This is a genomic window from Streptomyces sp. NPDC001348, assembly GCF_053597535.1.
This window is the reverse complement of sequence record NZ_JBSFIK010000005.1, coordinates 90,082-113,556: the sequence shown is the minus strand read 5'-3', so window position 1 is coordinate 113,556 and position 23,475 is coordinate 90,082. Positions and strand designations below refer to the sequence as shown.

Genomic DNA, 23,475 nt, shown 5'->3' with positions numbered 1-23,475 from the left:
ACACCACCCCGAGGCACACCACATGAACTGGGACGACACGACCGACCCCGCCGCCCCCGAGCGGCTGGTGGGCTCTGTCGCCGACCGTGAGGACCAGGCCGTCGAGGCCGCCCTGCGACCCAAGGACCTGGGCGAGTTCATCGGCCAGGAGAAGGTCCGCGAGCAGCTCGACCTGGTCCTGCGCGCCGCACGCGCGCGTGGGGCGACCGCCGACCATGTGCTGCTGTCCGGTGCCCCGGGCCTCGGCAAGACCACGCTGTCGATGATCATCGCCGCCGAGATGGGCGCCCCCATCCGCATCACGTCCGGCCCCGCCATCCAGCACGCCGGCGACCTCGCCGCGATCCTCTCCTCCCTCCAGGAGGGCGAGGTCCTCTTCCTCGACGAGATCCACCGCATGTCCCGGCCGGCCGAGGAGATGCTCTACATGGCGATGGAGGACTTCCGGGTCGACGTCATCGTCGGCAAGGGCCCCGGCGCCACCGCCATCCCCCTCGAACTTCCCCCGTTCACGCTGGTCGGCGCCACCACGCGCGCGGGTCTGCTGCCGCCCCCGCTGCGCGACCGCTTCGGCTTCACCGCGCACATGGAGTTCTACGAGCCGACCGAGCTCGAGCGCGTCGTGCACCGCTCCGCGAGCCTCCTCGACGTCGAGATCGAGTCCGACGGAGCCGCCGAGATCGCCGGCCGCTCCCGGGGCACGCCCCGCATCGCCAACCGTCTGCTGCGCCGGGTGCGGGACTACGCGCAGGTCAAGGCGGACGGACTGATCACCCGGGAGATCGCCGCGGCGGCCCTGGCCGTGTACGAGGTCGACGCCCGCGGCCTGGACCGGCTCGACCGCGCGGTTCTGCAGGCCCTGCTCAAGCTGTTCGGCGGCGGCCCGGTCGGCCTGTCCACGCTCGCCGTCGCGGTGGGGGAGGAGCGGGAGACCGTGGAAGAGGTCGCCGAGCCCTTCCTGGTACGCGAGGGCCTGCTCGCCCGTACCCCGCGCGGGCGGGTCGCCACGCCCGCGGCATGGGCGCATCTCGGCCTCACCCCGCCCCGCCACGGATCCACAGGAACCGGACAACAGGACCTGTTCGGGGCGTGACGGCGCGGGCATTGGCGGGGGCAGGAACCCAGGTGCCATGCTGAGCGTTGTTCCATGCACGCGGACTCGCTTAGACTCCGCCGATGCCGCCTTCGCGGGCGGCGCCGACCAACCCCCAAATACCAGGCCGCTCTCCGTCGCGGTCGCGCGAAGGAAATCCCGTCCCGTGAATACCTTGACCCTCCTCCCGTTCATCGTGCTCATCGCGGCCATGTTCCTGATGACGCGCTCTGCCAAGAAGAAGCAGCAGCAGGCCGCCAACATGCGGAACGAGATGCAGCCCGGCTCCGGCGTCCGCACGATCGGGGGCATGTACGCGACGGTCAAGGAGGTCAACGAGGACACGGTCCTCCTCGACGCCGGCCCGGGCGTGGACCTCCTCTTCGCCAAGAACGCGATCGGCGCCGTCCTCACCGACGACGAGTACAACCGCATCGTCCACGGCATCGAGCACGACCTGAAGTCCGACACCGACGTCGTCCCGGACGACGCCTCCTCCCTCACCGGGGCCGACGGCGCCGCCGGCGCTGCCGCCTCCGACGACAAGGCCGTCGACCTCGGTAAGAAGGACGCGTCCGAGGAGAAGGGCGACGAGGCCCAGGCCGCCGAGGCCCGTGCCGAAGAGGCCCGGGACGCCGCGGCGAAGGCGGACGAAGAGCCGAAGAAGACCGACGGCGACTCCGACGCGAAGTAGTCGCGCCCCGGGACGCGCGGCGCGATACGTTCGCGCCCGGCGCACCCCGGGCGCGTCTGTTTCCCGCACGGGATCCCGACACCATGTCATGGCCGACCGCGTCCCCGACCGGGCGCGGGGCGGCCCGAGAGGGAGTACGAGAAGGTGGCAGCACCTAAGAGGGGCCGGAGCGCGAGTGCCCAGAGCAAGCCGGGGCGCTCGCTGGCCCTCATCCTGATCGCCATCGCGGCGCTCACCGGGGGAATGTTCGCCTCCGGAAACACCACTCCGCGTCTCGGCATCGACCTTGCCGGTGGTACGAGCATCACGCTCAAGGCGAAGGCCGACCAGGGGTCGGCGATCAACCAGGCCAACATGAACACCGCGGTCGACATCATGAACCGCCGTGTCAACGGCCTGGGCGTCTCGGAGGCGGAGGTGCAGACCCAGGGGAAAGACCACATCATCGTCAACATCCCCAAGGGCACCAACTCCAAAGAGGCGCAGCAGCAGGTAGGAACCACCGCCAAGCTGTACTTCCGGCCGGTCCTCGCCAGCGAGCCCAGCGGCGGCGCCGCGCAGAGCCCGTCGCCGAGCACGTCCGCCGGCGGCAGCGGCAGCGGTTCGCCGAGCCCCTCGAGCAGTGCCACCTCGAAGGAGAAGGCGTCCTCGCCCTCCTCCGCGTCCCCGACCGCCACCGCCACCTCGCAGGGCCGCGCGGTCAGTGACGCCCTGAAGGACGACCCCACTCCGTCGTCGTCCTCCTCGCCGAGCGCCTCGTCGGGCTCGAAGGCCTCCCCGAGCCCGTCCGCCTCGCCCTCGTCCGGCATCAGCGCCGAGGCCGCCAAGCTCCAGGCCCAGTACACCGCCCTGGACTGCACCAAGTCCGCCGACCGGGCCAAGGCCGGCACCAGCGCGAAGCCCGGTGAGTCGACGGTGGCCTGCGGCAAGATCAGGGACGTCTGGTACAAGTACCTGCTCGGCCCGGCCGCCGTGGACGGCACCGACGTGAAGAAGGCCCAGGCCGTCTTCGGTACCCAGGGCACCGTCGGCTGGCAGGTCCAGATGACCTTCACCGGCGGCGGGTCGAAGAAGTTCGCCGACATCACCTCCCAGCTCGCCAAGAACCAGGGTGTGCAGAAGGAGTTCGCCATCGTCCTCGACGGCGACGTCGTCTCCAGCCCGAACGTCGATCAGGCCATCACCGGTGGCCAGGCCGAGATCTCCGGCAGCTTCACCCAGCAGGAGGCCCAGAGCCTCGGGAACATGCTGTCGTACGGTGCCCTGCCGCTCTCCTTCAAGGAGGACACCGTCACCACGGTGACCGCCGCGCTCGGCGGCGAGCAGCTGCACGCCGGTCTGCTCGCGGGCGCCATCGGCCTCGCACTGGTCGTGATCTACCTGGTGATCTACTACCGCGGGCTGTCGCTCGTGGCCATGGCCTCCCTGCTGGTCTCCGCGGCCCTGACCTACGTGATCATGTCGTTGCTCGGTCCGGCCATCCACTTCGCGCTGAACCTGCCGGCCGTCTGCGGTGCCATCGTCGCCATCGGTATCACCGCGGACTCGTTCATCGTGTACTTCGAACGCATCCGGGACGAGATCCGCGAGGGCCGCACCCTGCGTCCCGCCGTCGAGCGTGCCTGGCCGCGCGCCCGGCGCACGGTCCTGGTCTCCGACTTCGTGTCGTTCCTCGCCGCCGCGGTGCTGTTCATCGTGACCGTCGGCAAGGTCCAGGGCTTCGCGTTCACGCTCGGCCTGACCACCGTGCTCGACGTGGTCGTCGTCTTCTTCTTCACCAAGCCGCTGATGACTCTGCTCGCCCGCCGCAAGTTCTTCGCGAACGGCCACAAGTGGTCCGGTCTCGACCCGAAGAGCCTGGGTGCCAAGCCGCCGTTGCGCCGCACCCGCCGTCCCGCCGGTCCCGCCGCCGGCTCCGTCGACCCGAAGGGGGCGTGAGCGATGTCGAAACTCGGCAACCTCGGCGCGCGACTGCACCGCGGCGAGATCAGCTACGACTTCGTCGGCAAGCGCAAGATCTGGTACGGCGTCTCGATCCTGATCACCATCACGGCCATCCTCGGCCTTGCGGTGCGCGGCCTGAACATGGGCATCGAGTTCAAGGGCGGAGCGGTCTTCACCACGCCGACCCACATGAGCACCTCGGTGGCCAAGGCGGAGCAGTACGCGCAGGACGCCGCCGGCCATGAGGCGGTCGTGCAGAAGCTCGGCAACGGCAGCCTGCGCATCCAGATCGCCGGCATCGACACCGACAAGTCCGACCAGATCAAGCAGACGCTGGCCAAGGACCTCAGCCTCGACCCGAACAAGCTCGCCGCCGACCTGGTCGGCCCGAGCTGGGGTGAGCAGATCGCCAACAAGGCCTGGGAGGGCCTGGGGATCTTCATGGTGCTCGTGGTGATCTACCTGGCGATCGCCTTCGAGTGGCGCATGGCGATCGCGGCGCTCGTCGCACTGATCCACGACATCACCATCACGACCGGTATCTACGCCCTCGTCGGCTTCGAGGTCACGCCCGGTACGGTCATCGGTCTGCTGACGATCCTCGGTTACTCGCTCTACGACACGGTCGTCGTCTTCGACAGCCTCAAGGAGCAGACGAAGGACATCACCAAGCAGACCCGCTTCACCTACAGCGACATCGCCAACCAGTCGATCAACGGCACCCTGGTCCGCTCCATCAACACCACGGTGGTCGCGCTGCTGCCGGTGGCCGGCCTGCTGTTCATCGGCGGCGGCTTCCTCGGCGCCGGCACGCTCAACGACATCTCGCTGTCGCTGTTCGTCGGCCTCGCGGCCGGTGCGTACTCCTCGATCTTCATCGCCACCCCGCTCGTCGCCGACCTCAAGGAGCGCGAGCCGCAGATGAAGGCCCTCAGGAAGCGCGTCCTGGCCAAGCGGGCCCAGGCCGCAGCCGAGGAGGAGCTCGCCGGGCCCCGGCCCGCCGACGACGAGCCGGACGACGCCGCCGCGGCCGTCGTGGGACCGCGCAACCAGCCCGCGTCCCGCAACCGGGGCCGTGGCCGACCCTCGGGGAAGCGCCGATGACCGACATCAAGGAACTGCTGCTCAGCCGCATCCGGGACGTCGAGGACTATCCGGAGCAGGGCGTGATGTTCAAGGACATCACCCCGCTGCTTGCGGATCCGGCGGCGTTCACCGCTCTCACCGACGCGCTGGCGGAGATCGCCGAGCGCACCGGCGCGACGAAGATCGTCGGGCTCGAGGCCCGCGGTTTCATCCTGGGCGCCCCGGTGGCCGTCCGGGCGGGGCTCGGCTTCATCCCCGTACGCAAGGCGGGCAAGCTGCCCGGGGCGACGTTGCGCCAGGCGTACGAGCTGGAGTACGGGTCGGCGGAGATCGAGGTGCACGCGGAGGACCTGGTCTCCGGTGACCGCATCCTCATCGTGGACGACGTGCTCGCCACGGGGGGTACCGCCGAGGCGGCCATCCAGCTCATCCACCGGGCGGGCGCCGAGGTCGCGGGCGTCGCCGTACTGATGGAGCTGTGCTTCCTGGAGGGCCGTCCCCGCCTGGAGGCCGCTCTGCGGGGTGCTCCGCTGGAGGCGTTGCTGCGGGTCTGACTCGTTCGCCGGTCAGCGAGGCCGTCCTGGTGCATCCGGGGCGGCCTCGGCTGCGTCTTCGCGGGCGGCAACCCGTGGGACACCCCTGTGAAACCCGGCGGCCTCCCTGGCGGAATCCCGCGGAAGCGGCCCGTGTTCCCCCAGTACACGATCCTCACGACCGGCTGGAGGCGATGCCGGGGCCCAGGATCGCTACCATGGGGTCTCCGGAGCCTGACCGGGGGACCCGGATCGCGCACGAGGAGCCCTCTTGCCAGACGAGGCCCAGCCACTGACCGCCGCCAAGCCCGAGTCCGCCTCGGGGCCCGCGGCGAAGCCCGCGCCGAACGCGCCCCACGCGAAGAACGACAGCCGCGGGCCGGTCGAGCACGCCCAGTCCGCGCCCGTCGAGAAGTCGCCGGAGGCCGTGCGCCCCAAGCCGTCCCCAGCGCCCGAGCAGCCCCCGGCGACCCGTTCGCCCGCAGGGCAGCCCGCGCGTTCCGGCTCCTCCAACCGGGTCCGGGCCCGTCTCGCCCGTCTGGGTGTCCAGCGCGCCAATCCGTACAACCCGGTCCTGGAGCCCCTGCTGCGCATAGTCCGCAGCAACGACCCCAAGATCGAGAACGCCACGCTGCGCCAGATCGAACGCGCCTACCAGGTGGCCGAGCGCTGGCACCGCGGCCAGAAACGCAAGAGCGGCGACCCGTACATCACACACCCGCTCGCGGTCACCACCATCCTCGCCGAGCTGGGCATGGATCCGGCCACCCTCATGGCCGGGCTGCTGCACGACACCGTCGAGGACACCGAGTACGGCCTCGACCAGCTGCGCCGCGACTTCGGCGACACCGTCGCCCTGCTCGTGGACGGCGTCACCAAGCTGGACAAGGTCAAGTTCGGCGAGGCCGCGCAGGCCGAGACCGTGCGCAAGATGGTCGTCGCCATGGCCAAGGACCCCCGGGTCCTGGTCATCAAGCTCGCCGACCGCCTGCACAACATGCGCACCATGCGCTACCTCAAGCGCGAGAAGCAGGAGAAGAAGGCGCGCGAGACGCTGGAGATATACGCTCCGCTCGCCCATCGGCTCGGCATGAACACCATCAAGTGGGAACTGGAGGACCTCGCGTTCGCGATCCTCTACCCCAAGATGTACGACGAGATCGTGCGGCTCGTCGCCGAGCGCGCGCCCAAGCGCGACGAGTACCTGGCCATAGTGACCGACGAGGTGCAGGCCGACCTGCGCGCCGCCCGAATCAAGGCCACGGTGACGGGCCGCCCGAAGCACTACTACAGCGTCTACCAGAAGATGATCGTCCGCGGCCGTGACTTCGCGGAGATCTACGATCTGGTGGGCATCCGTGTCCTCGTCGACACGGTCCGCGACTGCTACGCCGCCCTCGGCACCGTGCACGCGCGATGGAACCCGGTCCCCGGCCGGTTCAAGGACTACATCGCGATGCCCAAGTTCAACATGTACCAGTCCCTGCACACGACGGTCATCGGGCCCAACGGCAAGCCGGTCGAACTGCAGATCCGCACCTTCGACATGCACCGGCGCGCCGAGTACGGCATCGCCGCGCACTGGAAGTACAAGCAGGAGGCCGTCGCCGGCGCCTCCAAGGTCCGGACCGACGCGCCGAAGACGTCCGCCAAGGACAAGGACGCCATCAACGACATGGCGTGGCTGCGTCAGCTCCTGGACTGGCAGAAGGAGACCGAGGACCCCGGCGAGTTCCTGGAGTCGCTGCGCTTCGACCTCTCCCGCAACGAGGTCTTCGTCTTCACCCCCAAGGGCGATGTCATCGCGCTCCCGGCGGGTGCCACCCCGGTGGACTTCGCGTACGCGGTCCACACCGAGGTCGGACACCGCACCATAGGGGCGCGGGTCAACGGCCGCCTCGTGCCCCTGGAATCCACCCTGGACAACGGCGACCTGGTAGAGGTCTTCACCTCCAAGGCGTCCGGCGCGGGCCCCTCCCGCGACTGGCTGGGCTTCGTCAAGTCGCCGCGCGCCCGCAACAAGATCCGGGCGTGGTTCTCCAAGGAGCGGCGCGACGAGGCGATCGAGCAGGGCAAGGACGCCATCGTCCGGGCCATGCGCAAGCAGAACCTGCCGATCCAGCGGATCCTCACCGGTGACTCGCTGGTCACCCTCGCGCACGAGATGCGCTATCCGGACATCTCCGCGCTGTACGCGGCGATCGGCGAGGGCCACGTCTCCGCGCAGAACGTCGTACAGAAGCTCGTGCAGGCACTCGGCGGCGAGGAGGCGGCCACCGAGGAGATCGACGAGTCGGTCCCGCCGTCCCGTGGGCGTGGCCGCAAGCGGCGCTCCAGCGCCGATCCCGGCGTCGTGGTCAAGGGCGTCGAGGACGTGTGGGTCAAGCTCGCCCGCTGCTGTACGCCCGTGCCCGGCGATCCGATCATCGGTTTCGTCACGCGGGGTAGTGGCGTATCGGTTCACCGCAGCGACTGCGTCAACGTCGAGTCACTGTCCCGCGAGCCGGAACGCATCCTCGACGTCGAGTGGGCGCCCACCCAGTCCTCGGTCTTCCTGGTCGCCATCCAGGTCGAGGCGCTGGATCGCTCCCGTCTGCTGTCGGACGTCACCCGCGTCCTGTCGGACCAGCACGTCAACATTCTCTCCGCGGCCGTCCAGACCTCCCGCGACCGGGTGGCCACCTCCCGCTTCACCTTCGAGATGGGCGATCCCAAGCACCTCGGGCACGTCCTGAAGGCGGTGCGGGGCGTGGAGGGCGTCTACGACGTGTACCGCGTGACGTCGGCGCGCAGCCGCTCGTAGCTCGGCGCGCGGCCGCTCGTGGAGCACGATTGCCACGGGACAGGCGAGAGGGCCCCGTACGACGTCGTACGGGGCCCTCACACACGCCTGGGGCTCGTCAGCCGCCGAACTCCTGCAGGCCCTTCAGAGCCTGGTCCAGCAGCGCCTGACGGCCCTCCAGCTCCCGCTCCAGCTTGTCCGCCCGGGCGGTGTTGCCCTGGGCGCGGGCCTGCTCGATCTGGCCCCTCAGCTTGTCCACCGCGGCCTGCAGCTGGCCGGTCAGGCCCTCGGCACGCGCGCGTGCCTCCGGGTTCGTCCGGCGCCACTCGGCCTCCTCGGCCTCCTGGATCGCCCGGTCGACGGTGTGCATCCGGCCCTCGACCTTCGGACGGGCGTCGCGCGGCACATGACCGATGGCCTCCCAGCGCTCGTTGATCGAGCGGAAGGCGGCCCGGGCACCCTTCAGGTCCGTGATCGGGAGGAGTTTCTCGGCCTCCTCGGCCAGCTCCTCCTTCAGCTTCAGGTTCTCCGCCTGCTCCGCGTCCCGCTCGGCGAACACCGAGCTGCGAGCGGCGAAGAACACGTCCTGCGCGCCGCGGAAGCGGTTCCACAGGTCGTCCTCGTGCTCACGCTGGGCGCGGCCCGCGGCCTTCCACTCCGCCATCAGCTCGCGGTAGCGGGCCGCCGTCGGACCCCATTCCGTCGAACCCGACAGCCCCTCGGCCTCCGCGACCAGTTTCTCCTTGGTCTTGCGGGCCTCCTCGCGCTGCGCGTCCAGCTGTGCGAAGTGCGCCTTGCGCCGCTTGGAGAACGCGGAGCGAGCGTGCGAGAAGCGGTGCCACAGCTCGTCGTCCGACTTGCGGTCGAGCCGCGGCAGACCCTTCCAGGTGTCCACCAGGGCACGCAGCCGCTCGCCGGCCGCCCGCCACTGGTCGGACTGCGCCAGCTGCTCGGCCTCGACGACCAGGTCCTCCTTGGCCTTGCGGGCCTCGTCGGACTGCTTGGCCCGCTGCTGCTTGCGCTCCTCACGGCGGGCCTCGACGGTCTGCACCAGCTTGTCCAGCCGTGCCCGCAGCGCGTCCAGGTCACCGACCGCGTGGTGCGCGTCGACCTGCTCCCTGAGGTGGTCGATGGCGGTCTGCGCGTCCTTCGCCGACAGGTCGGTGGTCTGCACTCGCTTCTCGAGGAGGCCGATCTCGACAACCAGGCCCTCGTACTTGCGCTCGAAGTAGGCAAGCGCCTCTTCAGGGGAGCCGGCCGCCCAGGAACCGACGACCTGCTCGCCGTCGGCCGTACGCACGTACACGGTCCCCGTCTCGTCGACGCGGCCCCACGGGTCGCTGCTCACAGCGCCTCCTCCACATGATGCCTGCGGGGGGCCTGAAGCTCCCCCGGGCATCGTCCACAGTTTCGTCACGGCCAACATAGGCGACCAGCGGGTTGCCTGTCCGCATCCAGCGCGACCGAAATTCCGCTACCGGCCGCCCGACCGTCAGGATTTCGTGACCGTCGCCTTGTCGATCACGACCGTCGCGTTCGGAGCGCCGTCGCCCTGGCCCGTGCTCTCGCCCGCGGCGGCGATCTTCTTCAGCACCTTCAGGCCCGCCGCGTCGATGGTTCCGAACGGTGCGTAGTTGGGCGGAAGCTGACTGTCCTGGTAGACCAGGAAGAACTGGCTGCCGCCGGTGTGCTTCTGGCCCGTGTTCGCCATCGCCACGGTACCCGCCGGGTAGACGTTGCCCTTCAGGCTTTTGTCCTTGAGGTTCTCGTCAGGAATCGTGTACCCAGGACCGCCGCTTCCGGTGCCCGTCGGGTCGCCGCACTGCAGCACGTAGATGCCGTTGGTGGTGAGCCGGTGGCACTTGGTGTGGTCGAAGAAGCCCTTGCCCGCGAGGAAGTCGAACGAGTTCACGGTGTGCGGGGCCGCCGCCGTCTTCAGCGCGATGCCGATGTCACCGCACGTCGTCGCCAGGTTCATCGTGTACTTCGCCGACGTGTCGATGGTCATCGCCGGCTCCTTCTTCCAGCTCAGCTTCTTCACGGAGCCCTTGGCGGGCTTCGCGCAGGGGTCCGGAGCCTTGCTGGGGGCCGAGGCACTGGGCGTGGGCGCGGAATTGGCGCTCGCCTTGTCGTCGTCGTTCTTCAGCACCCCGGTCGTGTACAGCGCGACGCTCCCTATGACGACCACGCCGAGCACGGACGCGATCACGGAGTTGCGCATACGTGCCTTGCGCCGCGCGCTGGTGCGCCGCTGCTGCTGCCGCAAGAACTTCTCCCGGGCGAGCTGACGCCGCCGCTGCTCCTGGCTGACCACCGGGTTCTCTCCTCATGCGTGTCGTGTGCCGACCGGTACGCGTGCGTCAAGAGTCGACAGCCGCGTGTAGCCCCGTACCGTATATGGGTTCGCTGAGGAAACGGCAGCGCCGGTAGGCTCTGACAGCAGCTGTGGCCGCCCCTAATCGACACAACGAAGGACGATCGTGCTCATTGCCGGGTTCCCCGCCGGGGCCTGGGGGACGAACTGTTATCTCGTCGCCCCCGCCGCCGGCGAGGAGTGCGTGATCATCGACCCGGGCCACCAGGCCGCCGACGGAGTCGAGGAAGCACTGAAGAAGCATCGGCTCAAGCCCGTCGCGGTCGTCCTCACCCACGGCCACATCGACCATGTGGCCTCGGTGGTCCCGGTGTGCGGCGCCCACGACGTGCCGGCCTGGATCCACCCCGAGGACCGCTACATGATGAGCGACCCCGAGAAGGCGCTCGGGCGGTCCATCGGCATGCCGCTCATGGGGGAGCTGACCGTGGGGGAGCCGGACGACGTCAAGGAGCTCGCCGACGGCGCGCGGCTGGAACTGGCGGGTCTCGAGTTCTCCGTGGCGCACGCGCCCGGCCATACCAAGGGGTCGGTGACGTTCCGGATGCCCGAGACGACCGACATCCCGTCGGTGTTCTTCTCCGGGGATCTGCTGTTCGCCGGCTCCATCGGACGCACCGACCTGCCCGGCGGTGACATGGCCGAGATGCTCGACTCGCTGGCCCGCGTGTGCCTGCCGCTCGAGGACTCGACCGTGGTGCTGTCCGGCCACGGCCCCCAGACGACCATCGGCCAGGAGCGCGCCACCAATCCCTATCTGCGGCAGGTGGCCGCCGGCCCGGGAGCGGACGGATCCTCCGCTCCCCGACGAGGAATGTGACGAGACTTCCCGTGAGCACCTTCAAGGCCCCCAAGGGCACGTACGACCTGATCCCGCCGGACTCCGCGAAGTTCCTGGCGGTACGCGAGGCCATCGCCGCGCCGCTGCGCAACTCCGGCTACGGCTACATCGAGACGCCCGGCTTCGAGAGCGTCGAGCTCTTCGCGCGCGGTGTCGGTGAGTCGACCGACATCGTGACGAAGGAGATGTACGCCTTCGAGACCAAGGGCGGTGACCGGCTGGCCCTGCGCCCGGAGGGCACGGCCTCCGTGCTGCGGGCCGCCCTGGAGGCCAACCTGCACAAGTCGGGCAACCTGCCGGTCAAGCTCTGGTACTCCGGCTCGTACTACCGATACGAGCGTCCGCAGAAGGGCCGGTACAGGCACTTCTCGCAGGTGGGCGCGGAGGCCATCGGGGCCGAGGACCCGGCCCTGGACGCCGAGCTGATCATCCTGGCCGACCAGGCCTACCGCTCGCTGGGACTGCGGAACTTCCGCATCCTGCTGAACTCGCTGGGCGACAAGGAGTGCCGGCCGGTGTACCGGGCCGCCCTGCAGGACTTCCTGCGCGGCCTGGACCTGGACGAGGACACGCTGCGGCGGGCGGATATCAACCCCCTGCGGGTGCTGGACGACAAGCGGGAGTCGGTCCAGAAGCAGCTCGGTGACGCGCCGCTGCTGCGGGACTACCTGTGCGACGCCTGCAAGGCGTACCACGAGGAGGTCCGCGAGCTGATCGGCGCGGCGGGCGTGGCCTTCGAGGACGACCCGAAGCTGGTGCGCGGGCTGGACTACTACACCCGCACCACCTTCGAGTTCGTGCACGACGGTCTCGGCTCCCAGTCCGCGGTGGGCGGCGGCGGCCGGTACGACGGGCTGTCGGAGATGATCGGCGGTCCCGCGCTGCCGTCGGTGGGCTGGGCCCTCGGCGTCGACCGCACGGTGCTGGCCCTCGAGGCGGAGGGCGTCGAGCTCGACCTTCCCGCGTCGACCAGTGTCTTCGCGGTGCCGCTGGGGGAGGAGGCCCGGCGCGTCCTGTTCGCCAAGGTCACCGACCTGCGCAAGGTGGGGATCGCGGCGGACTTCTCGTACGGCGCCAAGGGGCTGAAGGGCGCCATGAAGAACGCCAACCGCAGCGGGGCCCGCTACACGATCGTCGCCGGTGAGCGTGACCTCGCCGAGGGTGTCGTCCAGCTCAAGGACATGGAGAGCGGCGAGCAGACGGCCGTCGGCGTGGGCGAGATCGTGGCCGAGCTGGAATCGCGGCTGGGCTGAGGCGCGTGGGGGCGAGCGGCCCGGTTTCCTCGTCCCCGCCGCCCCCGCCGCCCCTGTCAACCCGGCGGCGCCGATTCGTCCTGTCGGATGATTCCCACCCGGGACCGCCGCGCGCGTGGCGGTCGCCGGGTCCGCGTCCAGGACCGAGACCTCGCCCCCGTCCCGTACTGCTCGCGCAGCCCCCGAACGCGCATCGCGAGTTCGTTCGCGTGGGCTGTGGTGCCGTGAAGCCTTGGCCTGAACCGAACGCTCCGGGACGACCGTGCGTACCTCCTTATGTCCATCGAACGGTGGACAGACGCGTGCGTGCGGCACAATGACCCGTGCCCGAAGATGGTCCTATTCTCGAGTGACGGAATCGGCGTGATGAGCAAGACGACAGTGAAAGACGTCTCGACGGAGCCCGGGCCCGAGCAGGCCGTCGCCACGCCGCGGGCGGTGGGCGGCAGCCGTGCCTTCGCCCTGCTCCTGGTGATCACCGGTGCGGCCGGAGTGCTCGCCGCGTGGGTCATCACGATCGACAAGTTCAAGATCCTCGAGGGCAAGGTCGCGGGCAAGCCCTTCACGCCCAGCTGCAGCGTCAACCCGGTCGTCTCCTGCGGCAGCGTCATGGAGAGCAAGCAGGCCGCCGTCTTCGGGTTCCCCAACCCGATGCTCGGCCTGGTCTGCTACGGCATCGTCATCTGCGTCGGCATGAGCCTGCTGGCCCGGGCCCGCTTCCCGCGCTGGTACTGGCTCACCTTCAACTTCGGCACCCTCTTCGGCGTCGCCTTCGTCACCTGGCTGCAGTTCCAGTCCCTGTACCGGATCAACGCGCTGTGCCTGTGGTGCTCGCTGGCCTGGGTCGCCACGATCACGATGTTCTGGTACGTGACCTCGTTCAACGTCCGCAACGACTTCCTGCCGGCGCCGCGCCCGCTGAAGAAGTTCCTCGCCGAGTTCACCTGGGTCGTCCCGGTCACCCACGTCGGGATCATCGCCATGCTGATCCTGACCCGCTGGGGCAGCCAGCTCTGGGCCTGAGTCCTGGCCCGGTGGAGTTGTCAGTGCGGTGACTTAGGGTTTTCCACGTGGAACCCGACCTGTTCACCGCCGCAGCAGAAGAACGCCAGGAGAAGGACCCCGCCGCGAGCCCCCTGGCGGTGCGGATGCGCCCACGCACCCTCGACGAGGTCGTGGGCCAGCAGCATCTCCTCAAGCCCGGCTCGCCGCTGCGCAGACTGGTCGGCGAGGGCGCGGGCGGTCCCGCCGGACCGTCGTCGGTGATCCTCTGGGGCCCGCCGGGCACGGGCAAGACGACCCTGGCGTACGTCGTCTCCAAGGCCACCAACAAGCGCTTCGTGGAGCTCTCCGCCATCACCGCGGGCGTCAAGGAGGTCCGCGCGGTCATCGACGGCGCCCGCCGCGCCACCGGCGGGTTCGGCAAGGAGACCGTCCTCTTCCTCGACGAGATCCACCGCTTCAGCAAGGCCCAGCAGGACTCCCTGCTCCCCGCGGTCGAGAACCGCTGGGTGACCCTGATCGCGGCCACCACCGAGAACCCGTACTTCTCGGTGATCTCCCCGCTGCTGTCCCGTTCCCTCCTGCTCACCCTGGAACCCCTCACCGACGACGACGTGCGCGGCCTCGTCGAGCGTGCCCTGACCGACGAGCGCGGCCTGGGCGGCGCCGTCACCCTGCCCGCCGACACCGAGGACCACCTCCTGCGCATCGCCGGCGGCGACGCCCGCCGCGCCCTGACCGCCCTCGAGGCCGCCGCCGGAGCCGCACTCGACAAGGGCGAGACGGAGATCGCCCTCGCGACGCTGGAGGAGACCGTCGACCGGGCCGCGGTGAAGTACGACCGGGACGGCGACCAGCACTACGACGTCGCCAGCGCGCTCATCAAGTCGATCCGGGGATCGGACGTCGACGCCGCGCTGCACTACCTGGCCCGGATGATCGAGGCCGGCGAGGACCCCCGCTTCATCGCCCGCCGCCTGATGATCTCCGCCAGCGAGGACATCGGCCTGGCCGACCCGAACGCCCTGCCGATCGCGGTCGCCGCCGCCCAGGCCGTCGCCATGATCGGCTTCCCCGAGGCCGCCCTCACCCTGAGCCACGCCACCATCGCCCTCGCCCTGGCCCCCAAATCCAACTCCGCGACCACCGCGATAGGCGCCGCCCTGGACGACGTACGCAAGGGCCTGGCCGGACCGGTACCGGCCCACCTGCGGGACGGACACTACAAGGGCGCCGCCAAGCTGGGCCACGCGCAGGGGTACGTGTACCCCCACGACCTGCCCGAGGGCATCGCCCAGCAGCAGTACGCGCCGGACGCCATCAAGGAGCGTGAGTACTACACGCCGAGCAGGCACGGCGGCGAGGCGCGGTACGCGGACGCCGTCGAGTGGACCCGCAAGCACCTAGGTCGCAAGCGGTCCTGAGCACCCTGTAGACTGCTCCGAAGTGCTGAGTCCCGCGCAGTCAGAGCGGGACAGCCAGCCGGAGACCCGGTCCTCCGCGGACCGGCTCCAGGAGCGTCGCGCACCGTCGAACGGTGTCGCGGGCAGCCCACCACCACCCGGAATCCCGGGAACGGTCGGTGGGCCACTCGCGTGCTGCACGTATGTGCCCAGACCAGGGGAGCGGCTGCCCACCCCGTCCGTCAGGACGAGGAGGGATTCCCCGGCTGCGGATGCGACCTCCCTCGACACTGACAAGCCGGAAATTCAGAAAAGAGACAGAGACAGTGGCGAACCAGTCCCGCCCCAAGGTCAAGAAGTCGCGTGCGCTCGGCATCGCGCTGACCCCGAAGGCCGTCAAGTACTTCGAGGCCCGCCCCTACCCGCCGGGTGAGCACGGCCGTGGCCGCAAGCAGAACTCGGACTACAAGGTCCGTCTGCTCGAGAAGCAGCGTCTGCGCGCCCAGTACGACATCTCCGAGCGCCAGCTCGTCCGCGCCTACGAGCGCGCCTCCAAGGTCCAGGGCAAGACCGGTGAGGCCCTGATCGTCGAGCTCGAGCGCCGTCTCGACGCCCTGGTCCTGCGTTCGGGCATCGCCCGCACCATCTACCAGGCCCGTCAGATGGTCGTCCACGGCCACATCCAGGTCAACGGCCAGAAGGTGGACAAGCCGTCCTTCCGCGTGCGCCCGGACGACGTCGTCCAGGTCCGTGACCGCTCCAAGGACAAGACGCTCTTCCAGATCGCCCGTGAGGGTGGCTTCGCCCCCGACGGCGAGACCCCCCGCTACCTGCAGGTGAACCTCCGCGCCCTGGCGTTCCGCCTGGACCGCGAGCCGAACCGCAAGGAAGTTCCGGTCATCTGCGACGAGCAGCTCGTCGTCGAGTACTACGCCCGCTGATCACCGGCCGGCCGTAGCACCTCAGCGTCAGCCCGCCGTCTCCCCGCCCTTCCGGCGGAGGGGCGGCGGGCTTTCGTGATCGCCCCGCCGCCGGAAGGTAATCCGGTACGGAGCCCCGCTCCCGGCGCGATAGGCTCGGTGCACGACTTTCTCGATGTCCAGAGCACGTTTCAGGGAGCGGGTGCGCACAGTGTCCGGTGGCGAAGTGGCCGGAATCCTGGTGGCCGTCTTCTGGGCGATCCTGGTCTCCTTCCTCGCCGTCGCGCTGGCGAGGCTGGCCCAGACGCTCAAGGCGACCACCAAGCTCGTGGCGGACGTGACCGACCAGGCCGTCCCGCTGCTGGCCGACGCCTCGGCGGCGGTGCGCTCCGCGCAGACCCAGATCGACCGGGTCGACTCGATCGCCTCCGACGTCCAGGAGGTCACGTCGAACGCCTCCGCGCTCTCGACCACCGTCGCCTCCACCTTCGGCGGCCCCCTGGTGAAGGTCGCGGCCTTCGGCTACGGCGTGCGCCGGGCCCTGGGCGGCCGCAAGGAGGAAGCGCCCGCGAAGTCGCCCCGGCGTACCGTGATCGTGGGCCGCACGGTTCCCGCCGCACGACGCAAGCGGAAGTAAGGACTGAGACCGAGCGATGTTCCGCCGTACGTTCTGGTTCACCACGGGTGTCGCCACCGGTGTGTGGGCCACCACCAAGGTCAACCGCAAGCTGAAGCAGCTCACCCCCGAGAGCCTGGCCGCCACCGCGGCCAACAAGGCCCTCGAGACGGGCCGGCGCGTCAAGGACCGCGCGGTCGGCTTCGCGCTCGACGTCCGCGACAACATGGCGCAGCGGGAGGCCGAGCTCGGAGACGCACTGGGCATCGGCGCGGATCCCGAACTCCCCGCGCCCCGGCGGTACACCGCCATCGAGAACAACCGCAGCAACCCGAAGTACATCGAGAACACGACGTACTCGTACAACCGGAATGAGGACCACTGATGGAGTCGGCTGAGATCCGCCGCCGCTGGTTGAGCTTCTTCGAGGAGCGCGGTCACACCGTCGTCCCTTCGGCGTCGCTCATCGCGGACGACCCGACTCTGCTCCTCGTCCCGGCCGGCATGGTGCCCTTCAAGCCCTACTTCCTGGGTGAGGTCAAGCCGCCGTTCGCCCGCGCCACCAGCGTGCAGAAGTGCGTGCGCACGCCCGACATCGAAGAAGTCGGCAAGACCACCCGGCACGGCACGTTCTTCCAGATGTGCGGCAACTTCTCCTTCGGCGACTACTTCAAGGAAGGCGCCATCAAGTACGCCTGGGAGCTGCTCACCACGCCCCAGGAAAAGGGCGGTTACGGCCTTGAGCCCGACCGCCTGTGGATCACTGTCTACAAGGACGACGACGAGGCCGAGCGCATCTGGCACGAGGTCGTCGGTGTGCCCAAGGAGCGCATCCAGCGCCTGGGCATGAAGGACAACTACTGGTCCATGGGCGTCCCCGGTCCCTGCGGCCCCTGCTCCGAGATCAACTACGACCGCGGCCCCGAGTTCGGAGTCGAGGGCGGCCCCGCCGTCAACGACGAGCGGTACGTGGAGATCTGGAACCTCGTCTTCATGCAGTACGAGCGCGGCGAGGGCATCGGGAAGGACAACTTCGAGATCCTCGGCGAGCTGCCGAGCAAGAACATCGACACGGGCCTCGGCCTGGAGCGCCTCGCCATGATTCTGCAGGGCGTGCAGAACATGTACGAGATCGACACCTCCATGGCCGTCATCAAGAAGGCCACCGAGCTGACCGGCGTGGCCTACGGCGACGCCCACGACTCGGACGTCTCCCTGCGCGTGGTCACCGACCACATGCGCACCTCGGTGATGCTCATCGGCGACGGCGTCACCCCCGGCAACGAGGGCCGCGGCTACGTGCTGCGCCGCATCATGCGCCGCGCCATCCGCAACATGCGCCTGCTCGGCGCCACCGGTCCGGTCGTCAAGGACCTGATCGACACGGTGATCCACATGATGGGGCAGCAGTACCCCGAGCTGGTCACCGACCGCGAGCGCATCGAGAAGGTCGCCCTGGCCGAGGAGAACGCCTTCCTCAAGACTCTGAAGGCCGGCACCAACATCCTCGACACCGCCGTCACCGAGACCAAGCAGTCCGGCGGCACGGTCCTCTCCGGCGACAAGGCGTTCCTGCTCCACGACACCTGGGGCTTCCCGATCGACCTCACCCTGGAAATGGCCGCCGAGCAGGGGCTGTCCGTGGACGAGGACGGCTTTCGCCGCCTGATGAAGGAGCAGCGGGAGCGCGCCAAGGCCGACGCCCAGGCCAAGAAGACCGGCCACGCCGGCGCGGGCGCCTACCGCGAGATCGCCGACAGGACCGGCGAGACCGACTTCATCGGCTACACGGACACCGAGGGCGAGACCACCGTCGTCGGCATCCTCGTCGACGGCGTCTCCTCTCCGGCCGCCACCGAGGGCGACGAGGTCGAGATCGTCCTGGACCGCACCCCGTTCTACGCCGAGGGCGGCGGCCAGATCGGCGACACCGGCCGCATCAAGGTCGACTCCGGTGCCGTCGTCGAGGTCCGCGACTGCCAGAAGCCGGTCCCGGGCGTCTACGTCCACAAGGGCGTCGTCCAGTTCGGCGAGGTCACCGTCGGCGCCAAGGCCCACGCCTCGATCGATCGCCGCCGCCGCACGGCCATCGCCCGCGCCCACTCGGCCACCCACCTCACTCACCAGGCCCTGCGCGACGCCCTCGGCCCGACGGCCGCCCAGGCCGGTTCCGAGAACCAGCCCGGCCGCTTCCGCTTCGACTTCGGCTCGCCGTCCGCCGTTCCGACGGCCGTGATGACCGACGTCGAGCAGAAGATCAACGAGGTGCTCGCCCGCGACCTCGACGTGCACGCCGAGGTCATGGGCATCGACGAGGCCAAGAAGCAGGGCGCCATCGCCGAGTTCGGCGAGAAGTACGGCGAGCGGGTCCGCGTGGTGACCATCGGCGACTTCTCCAAGGAGCTGTGCGGGGGCACGCACGTGCACAACACCGCCCAGCTGGGCCTGGTGAAGCTGCTCGGCGAGTCCTCGATCGGCTCGGGTGTCCGCCGTATCGAGGCCCTGGTCGGTGTGGACGCCTACAACTTCCTCGCCCGCGAGCACACGGTCGTCGCCCAGCTCCAGGAGCTGATCAAGGGCCGTCCGGAGGAACTCCCGGAGAAGGTCTCCGCGATGCTCGGCAAGCTGAAGGACGCCGAGAAGGAGATCGAGAAGTTCCGCGCGGAGAAGGTGCTCCAGGCCGCCGCCGGTCTCGCCGGGTCCGCCAAGGACGTGCGGGGCGTCGCACTCGTCACCGGCCAGGTCCCGGACGGCACGACCCCCGACGACCTGCGCAAGCTCGTCCTCGACGTGCGCGGCCGCATCCAGGGCGGACGGGCCGCCGTGGTCGCCCTGTTCACGGTGAACAACGGCAAGCCGCTCACGGTCATCGCCACCAACGAGGCCGCCCGCGAGCGCGGCCTCAAGGCCGGTGACCTGGTCCGCACGGCCGCCAAGACCCTCGGCGGCGGCGGTGGCGGCAAGCCGGACGTCGCCCAGGGCGGCGGCCAGAACCCGGCCGCCGTCGGCGAGGCCGTCGACGCCGTCGAGCGGCTCGTGGCGGAAACGGCCAAGTGATGCGCCGAGGACGCCGACTCGCGATCGACGTCGGGGACGCCCGTATCGGGGTCGCCTCCTGCGACCCCGACGGGATCCTCGCCACGCCGGTGGAGACCGTCCCGGGGCGGGACCTCCCGGCGGCTCACCGCCGGCTGAAGCAGCTGGTCGAGGAGTACGAGCCGATCGAGGTCGTCGTAGGTCTGCCTCGCTCCCTCAAGGGGGGCGAGGGCCCGGCCGCCGCCAAGGTCCGTGGTTTCGCCCAGGAACTGGCCCGCATGATCCAGCCGGTCGGGGTGAGACTTGTGGACGAGCGGATGACGACCGTGACGGCCACTCAGGGACTTCGCGCCTCCGGCGTGACCTCCAAGAAGGGCCGTTCCGTCATCGATCAGGCGGCCGCCGTGATCATCCTGCAGCAGGCGCTGGAATCCGAACGGGTGTCAGGCAATACACCCGGCGAGGGCGTCGAAGTGGTCATCTGATCGCGATACGGTAACGTTCCGCGAGATGCGGCGGTGTTCGAACAGCCGCCGCACAGCAAGAGGCGGAACGGAAACCGGCCCGGCAAGCCGTGTCACCGATCGCCTCGCGGCTCTAGGGGATCGATGACTGAGTATGGCCGGGGCCAAGGCTCCGAACCGTGGCATCCGGAGGACCCGTTGTTCGGGGACGGCGGATGGGAAGGGCAGCAGCAGGCCCATGTGGGCCAGCAGTCTGCCTACGGCGGCCAGCCGCAGCAGCATTCGCCGGAGTCGCAGTACGGCGACTGGGGCCAGGGCGGGCAGCAGGACGGGTACGACCAGCAGCAGTACCAGTACTACGAGGGCCAGGGCCACCAGAGTCACCAGGGTTACGACCAGGAGCAGTACGCGGCCTCGTACCCGCAACAGCAGTACCACCAGGGCGGACCCCAGCAGCAGTACCACCAGGGCGGATGGGACGCGACGGGCACGCACGGCCATGTGCCGTACGCCGCCGATCCGGGCGACCCCTACGGCCAGCAGCCGGTGGCGTACGGCGGCGAGCAGCCAGACCTCTACGGCACCCCCGACGCGTACCCCCCACCGGAGCCCCCCGGCCAGAGACGCCCCGAACCGGAACCGGAGGCAGATCCCGAGACAGGCTGGGACCCCGGCCCCGACCAGGGCGAACACGCCTTCTTCGCGGAGGAGGGCCAGGACGACGAGGACGACGGCGCTCCGGAGAAGAAACGCTCGCGCGGCGCGGGCGGAAAGACCGCCAAGAGCAAGAAGGGGCGCAACGGCATCGCCTGCCTGGTGGTGTGCCTGGTGTTCGGCGGCGGGCTGGCCGGGGTCGGCTACTTCGGTTACCACTTCTACAAGGATCGTTTCGGCGCGGCGCCCGACTACGCGGGTGACGGAAACGGCGAACAGGTCACGGTCGTCATCCCGAAGGGTGCCGGCGGCTATGTGATCGGGCAGAAGCTTGAGGAAGCGGGTGTCGTCGAGAGCGTCGACGCGCTCGTCTCCGCGCTGGGCGCGAACCCCGAGGGCAAGAGCGTCCAGGACGGCGTCTACACGCTGCAGAAGCATATGTCGGCCGCTAGCGCCGTCGAACTGATGCTGAGCCCGAAGAGCCGCAGCAACCTGATCATCCGCGAGGGCGTGCGCAACGTGGACGTCTACGCACTGATCGACAAGCGTCTCGAGGTGCCACAGGGCACAACGGCCAAGGTGGCGGGGAAGGACTACCGCAAACTGGGTCTGCCCAACTGGGCTCTGAACCACCCGAACCTCAAGGACCCACTGGAAGGATTCCTCTATCCGTCCAGCTACCCGGTCGCGAAGGGGCAGAAGCCCGAGGCCGTCCTCAAGAGCATGGTCTCCCGGGCCAATGAGATGTACACGCAGCTCGGCCTCGTGAAGAAGGCGAAGTCCCTGGGCCTCGACAACCCCTGGCAGCTGCTGACCGTGGCGAGCCTCGTCCAGGCCGAGGGCACCAGCCACGACGACTTCCGCAAGATGGCCGAGGTCGTCTACAACCGCCTCGTACCCGGGAACCCGCAGACCAACGGCAAGCTCGAATTCGACTCCACGTACAACTACGTGAAGAACCAGAGCAAGATCGACCTGTCCATCGCCGAGCTGCGGCAGTACAACAACCCTTACAACACGTACTTCGTCAGGGGCCTGCCGCCGGGGCCCATCGACAACCCCGGCGAAGAGGCCCTCCAGGGCGCACTCGACCCGACGCACGACGGCTGGTACTACTTCATCTCCATGGACGGTAAGACCAGCGAATTCACGAAGACGCTCGCGGAACACGAGAAGCTGGTCAACGAGTGGAACGCGTCGCGGAACAAGAACTGACGGCAGCGCGCGGCCACTCGGTGTCCGCGATGCCCGACGACCTGCATGTATGATCAACGAGTTGATCATGATCATGAGTGGAGTCCGACCGCTCCACGTCTCCATGCAGGGGGAAGCACGATGAAGTTGGCACGTCTGGGATCCGTCGTGGCCATGGGTGTCGCCGCCGTCGGGTTCGCGGCAGGCACGGCCAACGCCAGCGGCCTCATCTATTCCGCGGACGGTGCGGCGAGTGTCGGCTACGACTCCTCCACCGAGTACTGGACCATCTGCGACGAAAAGGCAGACGGTCACGCGGCGGTCGGTCGGATGTACTACCAGGGCCACCTCTACACGACTGTCTGGAACAAGAACGGGGCGCACAGTTGCGTAACCAGCCGGGACGAAGCCTGGATGCCCGACGGGGCCTCCATCCGTCTCGAAGCTTGCGTCGGCAACGCCGGCAAGGTGAAGGAGAGCAGCTGCGTCAGCAGGCCTGACAAGGCCTAGCCACTCTGTTCGGTGACGGCCGGTCGAGCCCTTCGCCGGGCTGTTCCGGCCGTTGCGCCGTCTCGGCGGTGTTCCGCCTGTCCGAGTAAACTTGCCATCCGATGAGCGGCGACTTCCCGGCCTCCCGATCGGGAGGGGCCCAAGTCGGAGAACGCAACCCACATCCGCGGAAGTCGAGGGCAGCTTTCCATGACATCGAAGGCAGACGACTGCCGTCGTGCCGCCGTGCTCGGTTCGCCGATCGCCCACTCCCTCTCCCCGGTGCTGCACCGGGCCGCGTACGAGGCGGCCGGACTCACCGACTGGTCGTACGAAAGCTTCGACGTCGACGAGGCCGCTCTGCCCGGCTTCCTGGACCGGCTCGGGCCGGAGTGGGCCGGGCTGTCGCTGACCATGCCGCTGAAGCGGGCGGTCATCCCGCTGGTCGACGAGATCAGTGACACCGCGGCCTCGGTCGACGCCGTCAACACGCTCGTTCTCACCGAGGACGGACGCCGACTCGGTGACAACACCGACATCCCCGGCATGGTGGCCGCTCTGCGTGAGCACGGCATCGAACAGATCGACTCCGCCGCGATCCTCGGAGCCGGTGCCACCGCCTCCTCCGCACTCGCCGCGCTGTCCCGGGTCTGCACGGGGGAGGTCGTCGCCTACGTCCGCAGCGAGGCCCGCGCCGCCGAGATGCGGCAGTGGGGCGAACGGCTCGACGTGGACGTCCGTACGGCGGACTGGTCGGAGGCGGCCGAGGCGCTGCGCGCTCCGCTGGTGATCGCCACGACGCCCGCCGGCACCACCGACGCCCTCGCCACCGCCGTACCCGAACGCCCCGCCACCCTCTTCGACGTGCTCTACGAGCCCTGGCCCACCGAGCTGGCGGCCCGCTGGTCCATGTTCGGCGGCGCCGTGGTCAGCGGCCTGGACCTGCTGGTCCACCAGGCGGTACTCCAGTTCGAGCAGATGACCGGGTGCGCCCCGGGCCCGCTGGAGGCCATGCGGCACGCCGGCGAGAAGGCGCTGGCGGCCCGCTGACGCCCACGCCCGCGTCCGTCTTCTGGACCGGCGGCCGTTCCCGCCCC

Annotated in this window: 20 protein-coding genes; 18 read left to right on the top strand and 2 right to left on the bottom strand. The window is 69.4% G+C overall.

Going from position 1 to position 23,475, the window contains the following annotated elements; translation table 11 throughout:
* Window positions 1-22: 22 nt before the first annotated feature.
* From ruvB to ACWC21_RS07245, 6 genes are all read left to right on the top strand, one after another.
* A complete protein-coding gene (gene ruvB, locus ACWC21_RS07270; RefSeq protein ID WP_450879019.1) occupies window positions 23-1,093 on the top strand; it encodes a Holliday junction branch migration DNA helicase RuvB in 1,071 nt (356 codons plus the stop codon).
* A 166-nt stretch (window positions 1,094-1,259) separates the two neighbouring features.
* Window positions 1,260-1,787: a preprotein translocase subunit YajC gene (yajC, locus tag ACWC21_RS07265; RefSeq protein WP_450879017.1), complete on the top strand. Its 528-nt coding sequence runs from the start codon at window positions 1,260-1,262 to the stop codon at window positions 1,785-1,787.
* Between the two features lie 144 nt (window positions 1,788-1,931).
* Entirely contained in the window at window positions 1,932-3,725 is a 1,794-nt protein-coding gene (gene secD / locus ACWC21_RS07260) for a protein translocase subunit SecD (protein ID WP_450879015.1), read from the top strand.
* A 3-nt stretch (window positions 3,726-3,728) separates the two neighbouring features.
* The gene (gene secF, locus ACWC21_RS07255; RefSeq protein WP_450879013.1) at window positions 3,729-4,835 is read left to right on the top strand and encodes a protein translocase subunit SecF; all 1,107 of its coding nucleotides are present in this window, start codon (window positions 3,729-3,731) and stop codon (window positions 4,833-4,835) included.
* The gene (locus tag ACWC21_RS07250; RefSeq protein ID WP_388794406.1) at window positions 4,832-5,371 is read left to right on the top strand and encodes an adenine phosphoribosyltransferase; all 540 of its coding nucleotides are present in this window, start codon (window positions 4,832-4,834) and stop codon (window positions 5,369-5,371) included. The genes secF and ACWC21_RS07250 overlap by 4 nt, the downstream gene beginning before the upstream one ends.
* Before the next feature lie 250 nt (window positions 5,372-5,621).
* Window positions 5,622-8,153 (top strand): RelA/SpoT family protein, encoded by a 2,532-nt coding sequence (locus tag ACWC21_RS07245; protein ID WP_450879010.1) that lies wholly within the window; start codon window positions 5,622-5,624, stop codon window positions 8,151-8,153.
* Between the two features lie 97 nt (window positions 8,154-8,250).
* Here ACWC21_RS07245 and ACWC21_RS07240 read toward each other — a convergent pair whose 3' ends face one another.
* Both ACWC21_RS07240 and ACWC21_RS07235 read right to left on the bottom strand, forming a co-directional pair.
* Window positions 8,251-9,480: a DUF349 domain-containing protein gene (locus tag ACWC21_RS07240; protein WP_450879008.1), complete on the bottom strand. Its 1,230-nt coding sequence runs from the start codon at window positions 9,478-9,480 to the stop codon at window positions 8,251-8,253.
* A 144-nt stretch (window positions 9,481-9,624) separates the two neighbouring features.
* The gene (locus ACWC21_RS07235; RefSeq protein ID WP_450879006.1) at window positions 9,625-10,446 is read right to left on the bottom strand and encodes a peptidylprolyl isomerase; all 822 of its coding nucleotides are present in this window, start codon (window positions 10,444-10,446) and stop codon (window positions 9,625-9,627) included.
* Between the two features lie 166 nt (window positions 10,447-10,612).
* Here ACWC21_RS07235 and ACWC21_RS07230 point away from each other — a divergent pair, with 166 nt between their 5' ends.
* The 12 genes from ACWC21_RS07230 (at window position 10,613) to ACWC21_RS07175 (ending at window position 23,428) form a co-directional block, all read left to right on the top strand.
* Window positions 10,613-11,326, top strand: coding sequence for an MBL fold metallo-hydrolase (locus ACWC21_RS07230; protein WP_450879004.1), 714 nt, complete (start codon window positions 10,613-10,615; stop codon window positions 11,324-11,326).
* A gap of 11 nt (window positions 11,327-11,337) precedes the next feature.
* Window positions 11,338-12,600 (top strand): histidine--tRNA ligase, encoded by a 1,263-nt coding sequence (hisS, locus tag ACWC21_RS07225; RefSeq protein WP_450879002.1) that lies wholly within the window; start codon window positions 11,338-11,340, stop codon window positions 12,598-12,600.
* Window positions 12,601-12,966: 366 nt separating this feature from the next.
* Window positions 12,967-13,623 carry a vitamin K epoxide reductase family protein gene (locus tag ACWC21_RS07220; RefSeq protein WP_450879000.1) on the top strand — a complete coding sequence of 219 codons (657 nt, stop codon included), beginning with the start codon at window positions 12,967-12,969 and terminating at the stop codon, window positions 13,621-13,623.
* A gap of 47 nt (window positions 13,624-13,670) precedes the next feature.
* Complete coding sequence (locus tag ACWC21_RS07215; RefSeq protein WP_450878998.1) at window positions 13,671-15,026, top strand: replication-associated recombination protein A; 1,356 nt, start codon at window positions 13,671-13,673, stop codon at window positions 15,024-15,026.
* Between the two features lie 305 nt (window positions 15,027-15,331).
* The gene (gene rpsD, locus ACWC21_RS07210) at window positions 15,332-15,946 is read left to right on the top strand and encodes a 30S ribosomal protein S4 (RefSeq protein ID WP_132853601.1); all 615 of its coding nucleotides are present in this window, start codon (window positions 15,332-15,334) and stop codon (window positions 15,944-15,946) included.
* A 181-nt stretch (window positions 15,947-16,127) separates the two neighbouring features.
* Window positions 16,128-16,562, top strand: coding sequence for a DUF948 domain-containing protein (locus ACWC21_RS07205; RefSeq protein ID WP_450879345.1), 435 nt, complete (start codon window positions 16,128-16,130; stop codon window positions 16,560-16,562).
* A gap of 16 nt (window positions 16,563-16,578) precedes the next feature.
* Window positions 16,579-16,926, top strand: coding sequence for a hypothetical protein (locus ACWC21_RS07200; protein ID WP_450878995.1), 348 nt, complete (start codon window positions 16,579-16,581; stop codon window positions 16,924-16,926).
* A complete protein-coding gene (alaS, locus tag ACWC21_RS07195) occupies window positions 16,926-19,598 on the top strand; it encodes an alanine--tRNA ligase (protein ID WP_450878993.1) in 2,673 nt (890 codons plus the stop codon). The genes ACWC21_RS07200 and alaS overlap by 1 nt, the downstream gene beginning before the upstream one ends.
* Window positions 19,598-20,062 carry a Holliday junction resolvase RuvX gene (gene ruvX / locus ACWC21_RS07190; protein WP_450878991.1) on the top strand — a complete coding sequence of 155 codons (465 nt, stop codon included), beginning with the start codon at window positions 19,598-19,600 and terminating at the stop codon, window positions 20,060-20,062. Before alaS ends, ruvX begins: the two co-directional genes overlap by 1 nt.
* A gap of 123 nt (window positions 20,063-20,185) precedes the next feature.
* A complete protein-coding gene (mltG, locus tag ACWC21_RS07185; protein WP_450878989.1) occupies window positions 20,186-21,910 on the top strand; it encodes an endolytic transglycosylase MltG in 1,725 nt (574 codons plus the stop codon).
* Between the two features lie 120 nt (window positions 21,911-22,030).
* Entirely contained in the window at window positions 22,031-22,399 is a 369-nt protein-coding gene (locus ACWC21_RS07180; RefSeq protein ID WP_450878987.1) for a hypothetical protein, read from the top strand.
* Window positions 22,400-22,588: 189 nt separating this feature from the next.
* Window positions 22,589-23,428 (top strand): shikimate dehydrogenase, encoded by an 840-nt coding sequence (locus tag ACWC21_RS07175; protein ID WP_450878985.1) that lies wholly within the window; start codon window positions 22,589-22,591, stop codon window positions 23,426-23,428.
* The last annotated feature ends 47 nt before the right edge of the window (window positions 23,429-23,475 follow it).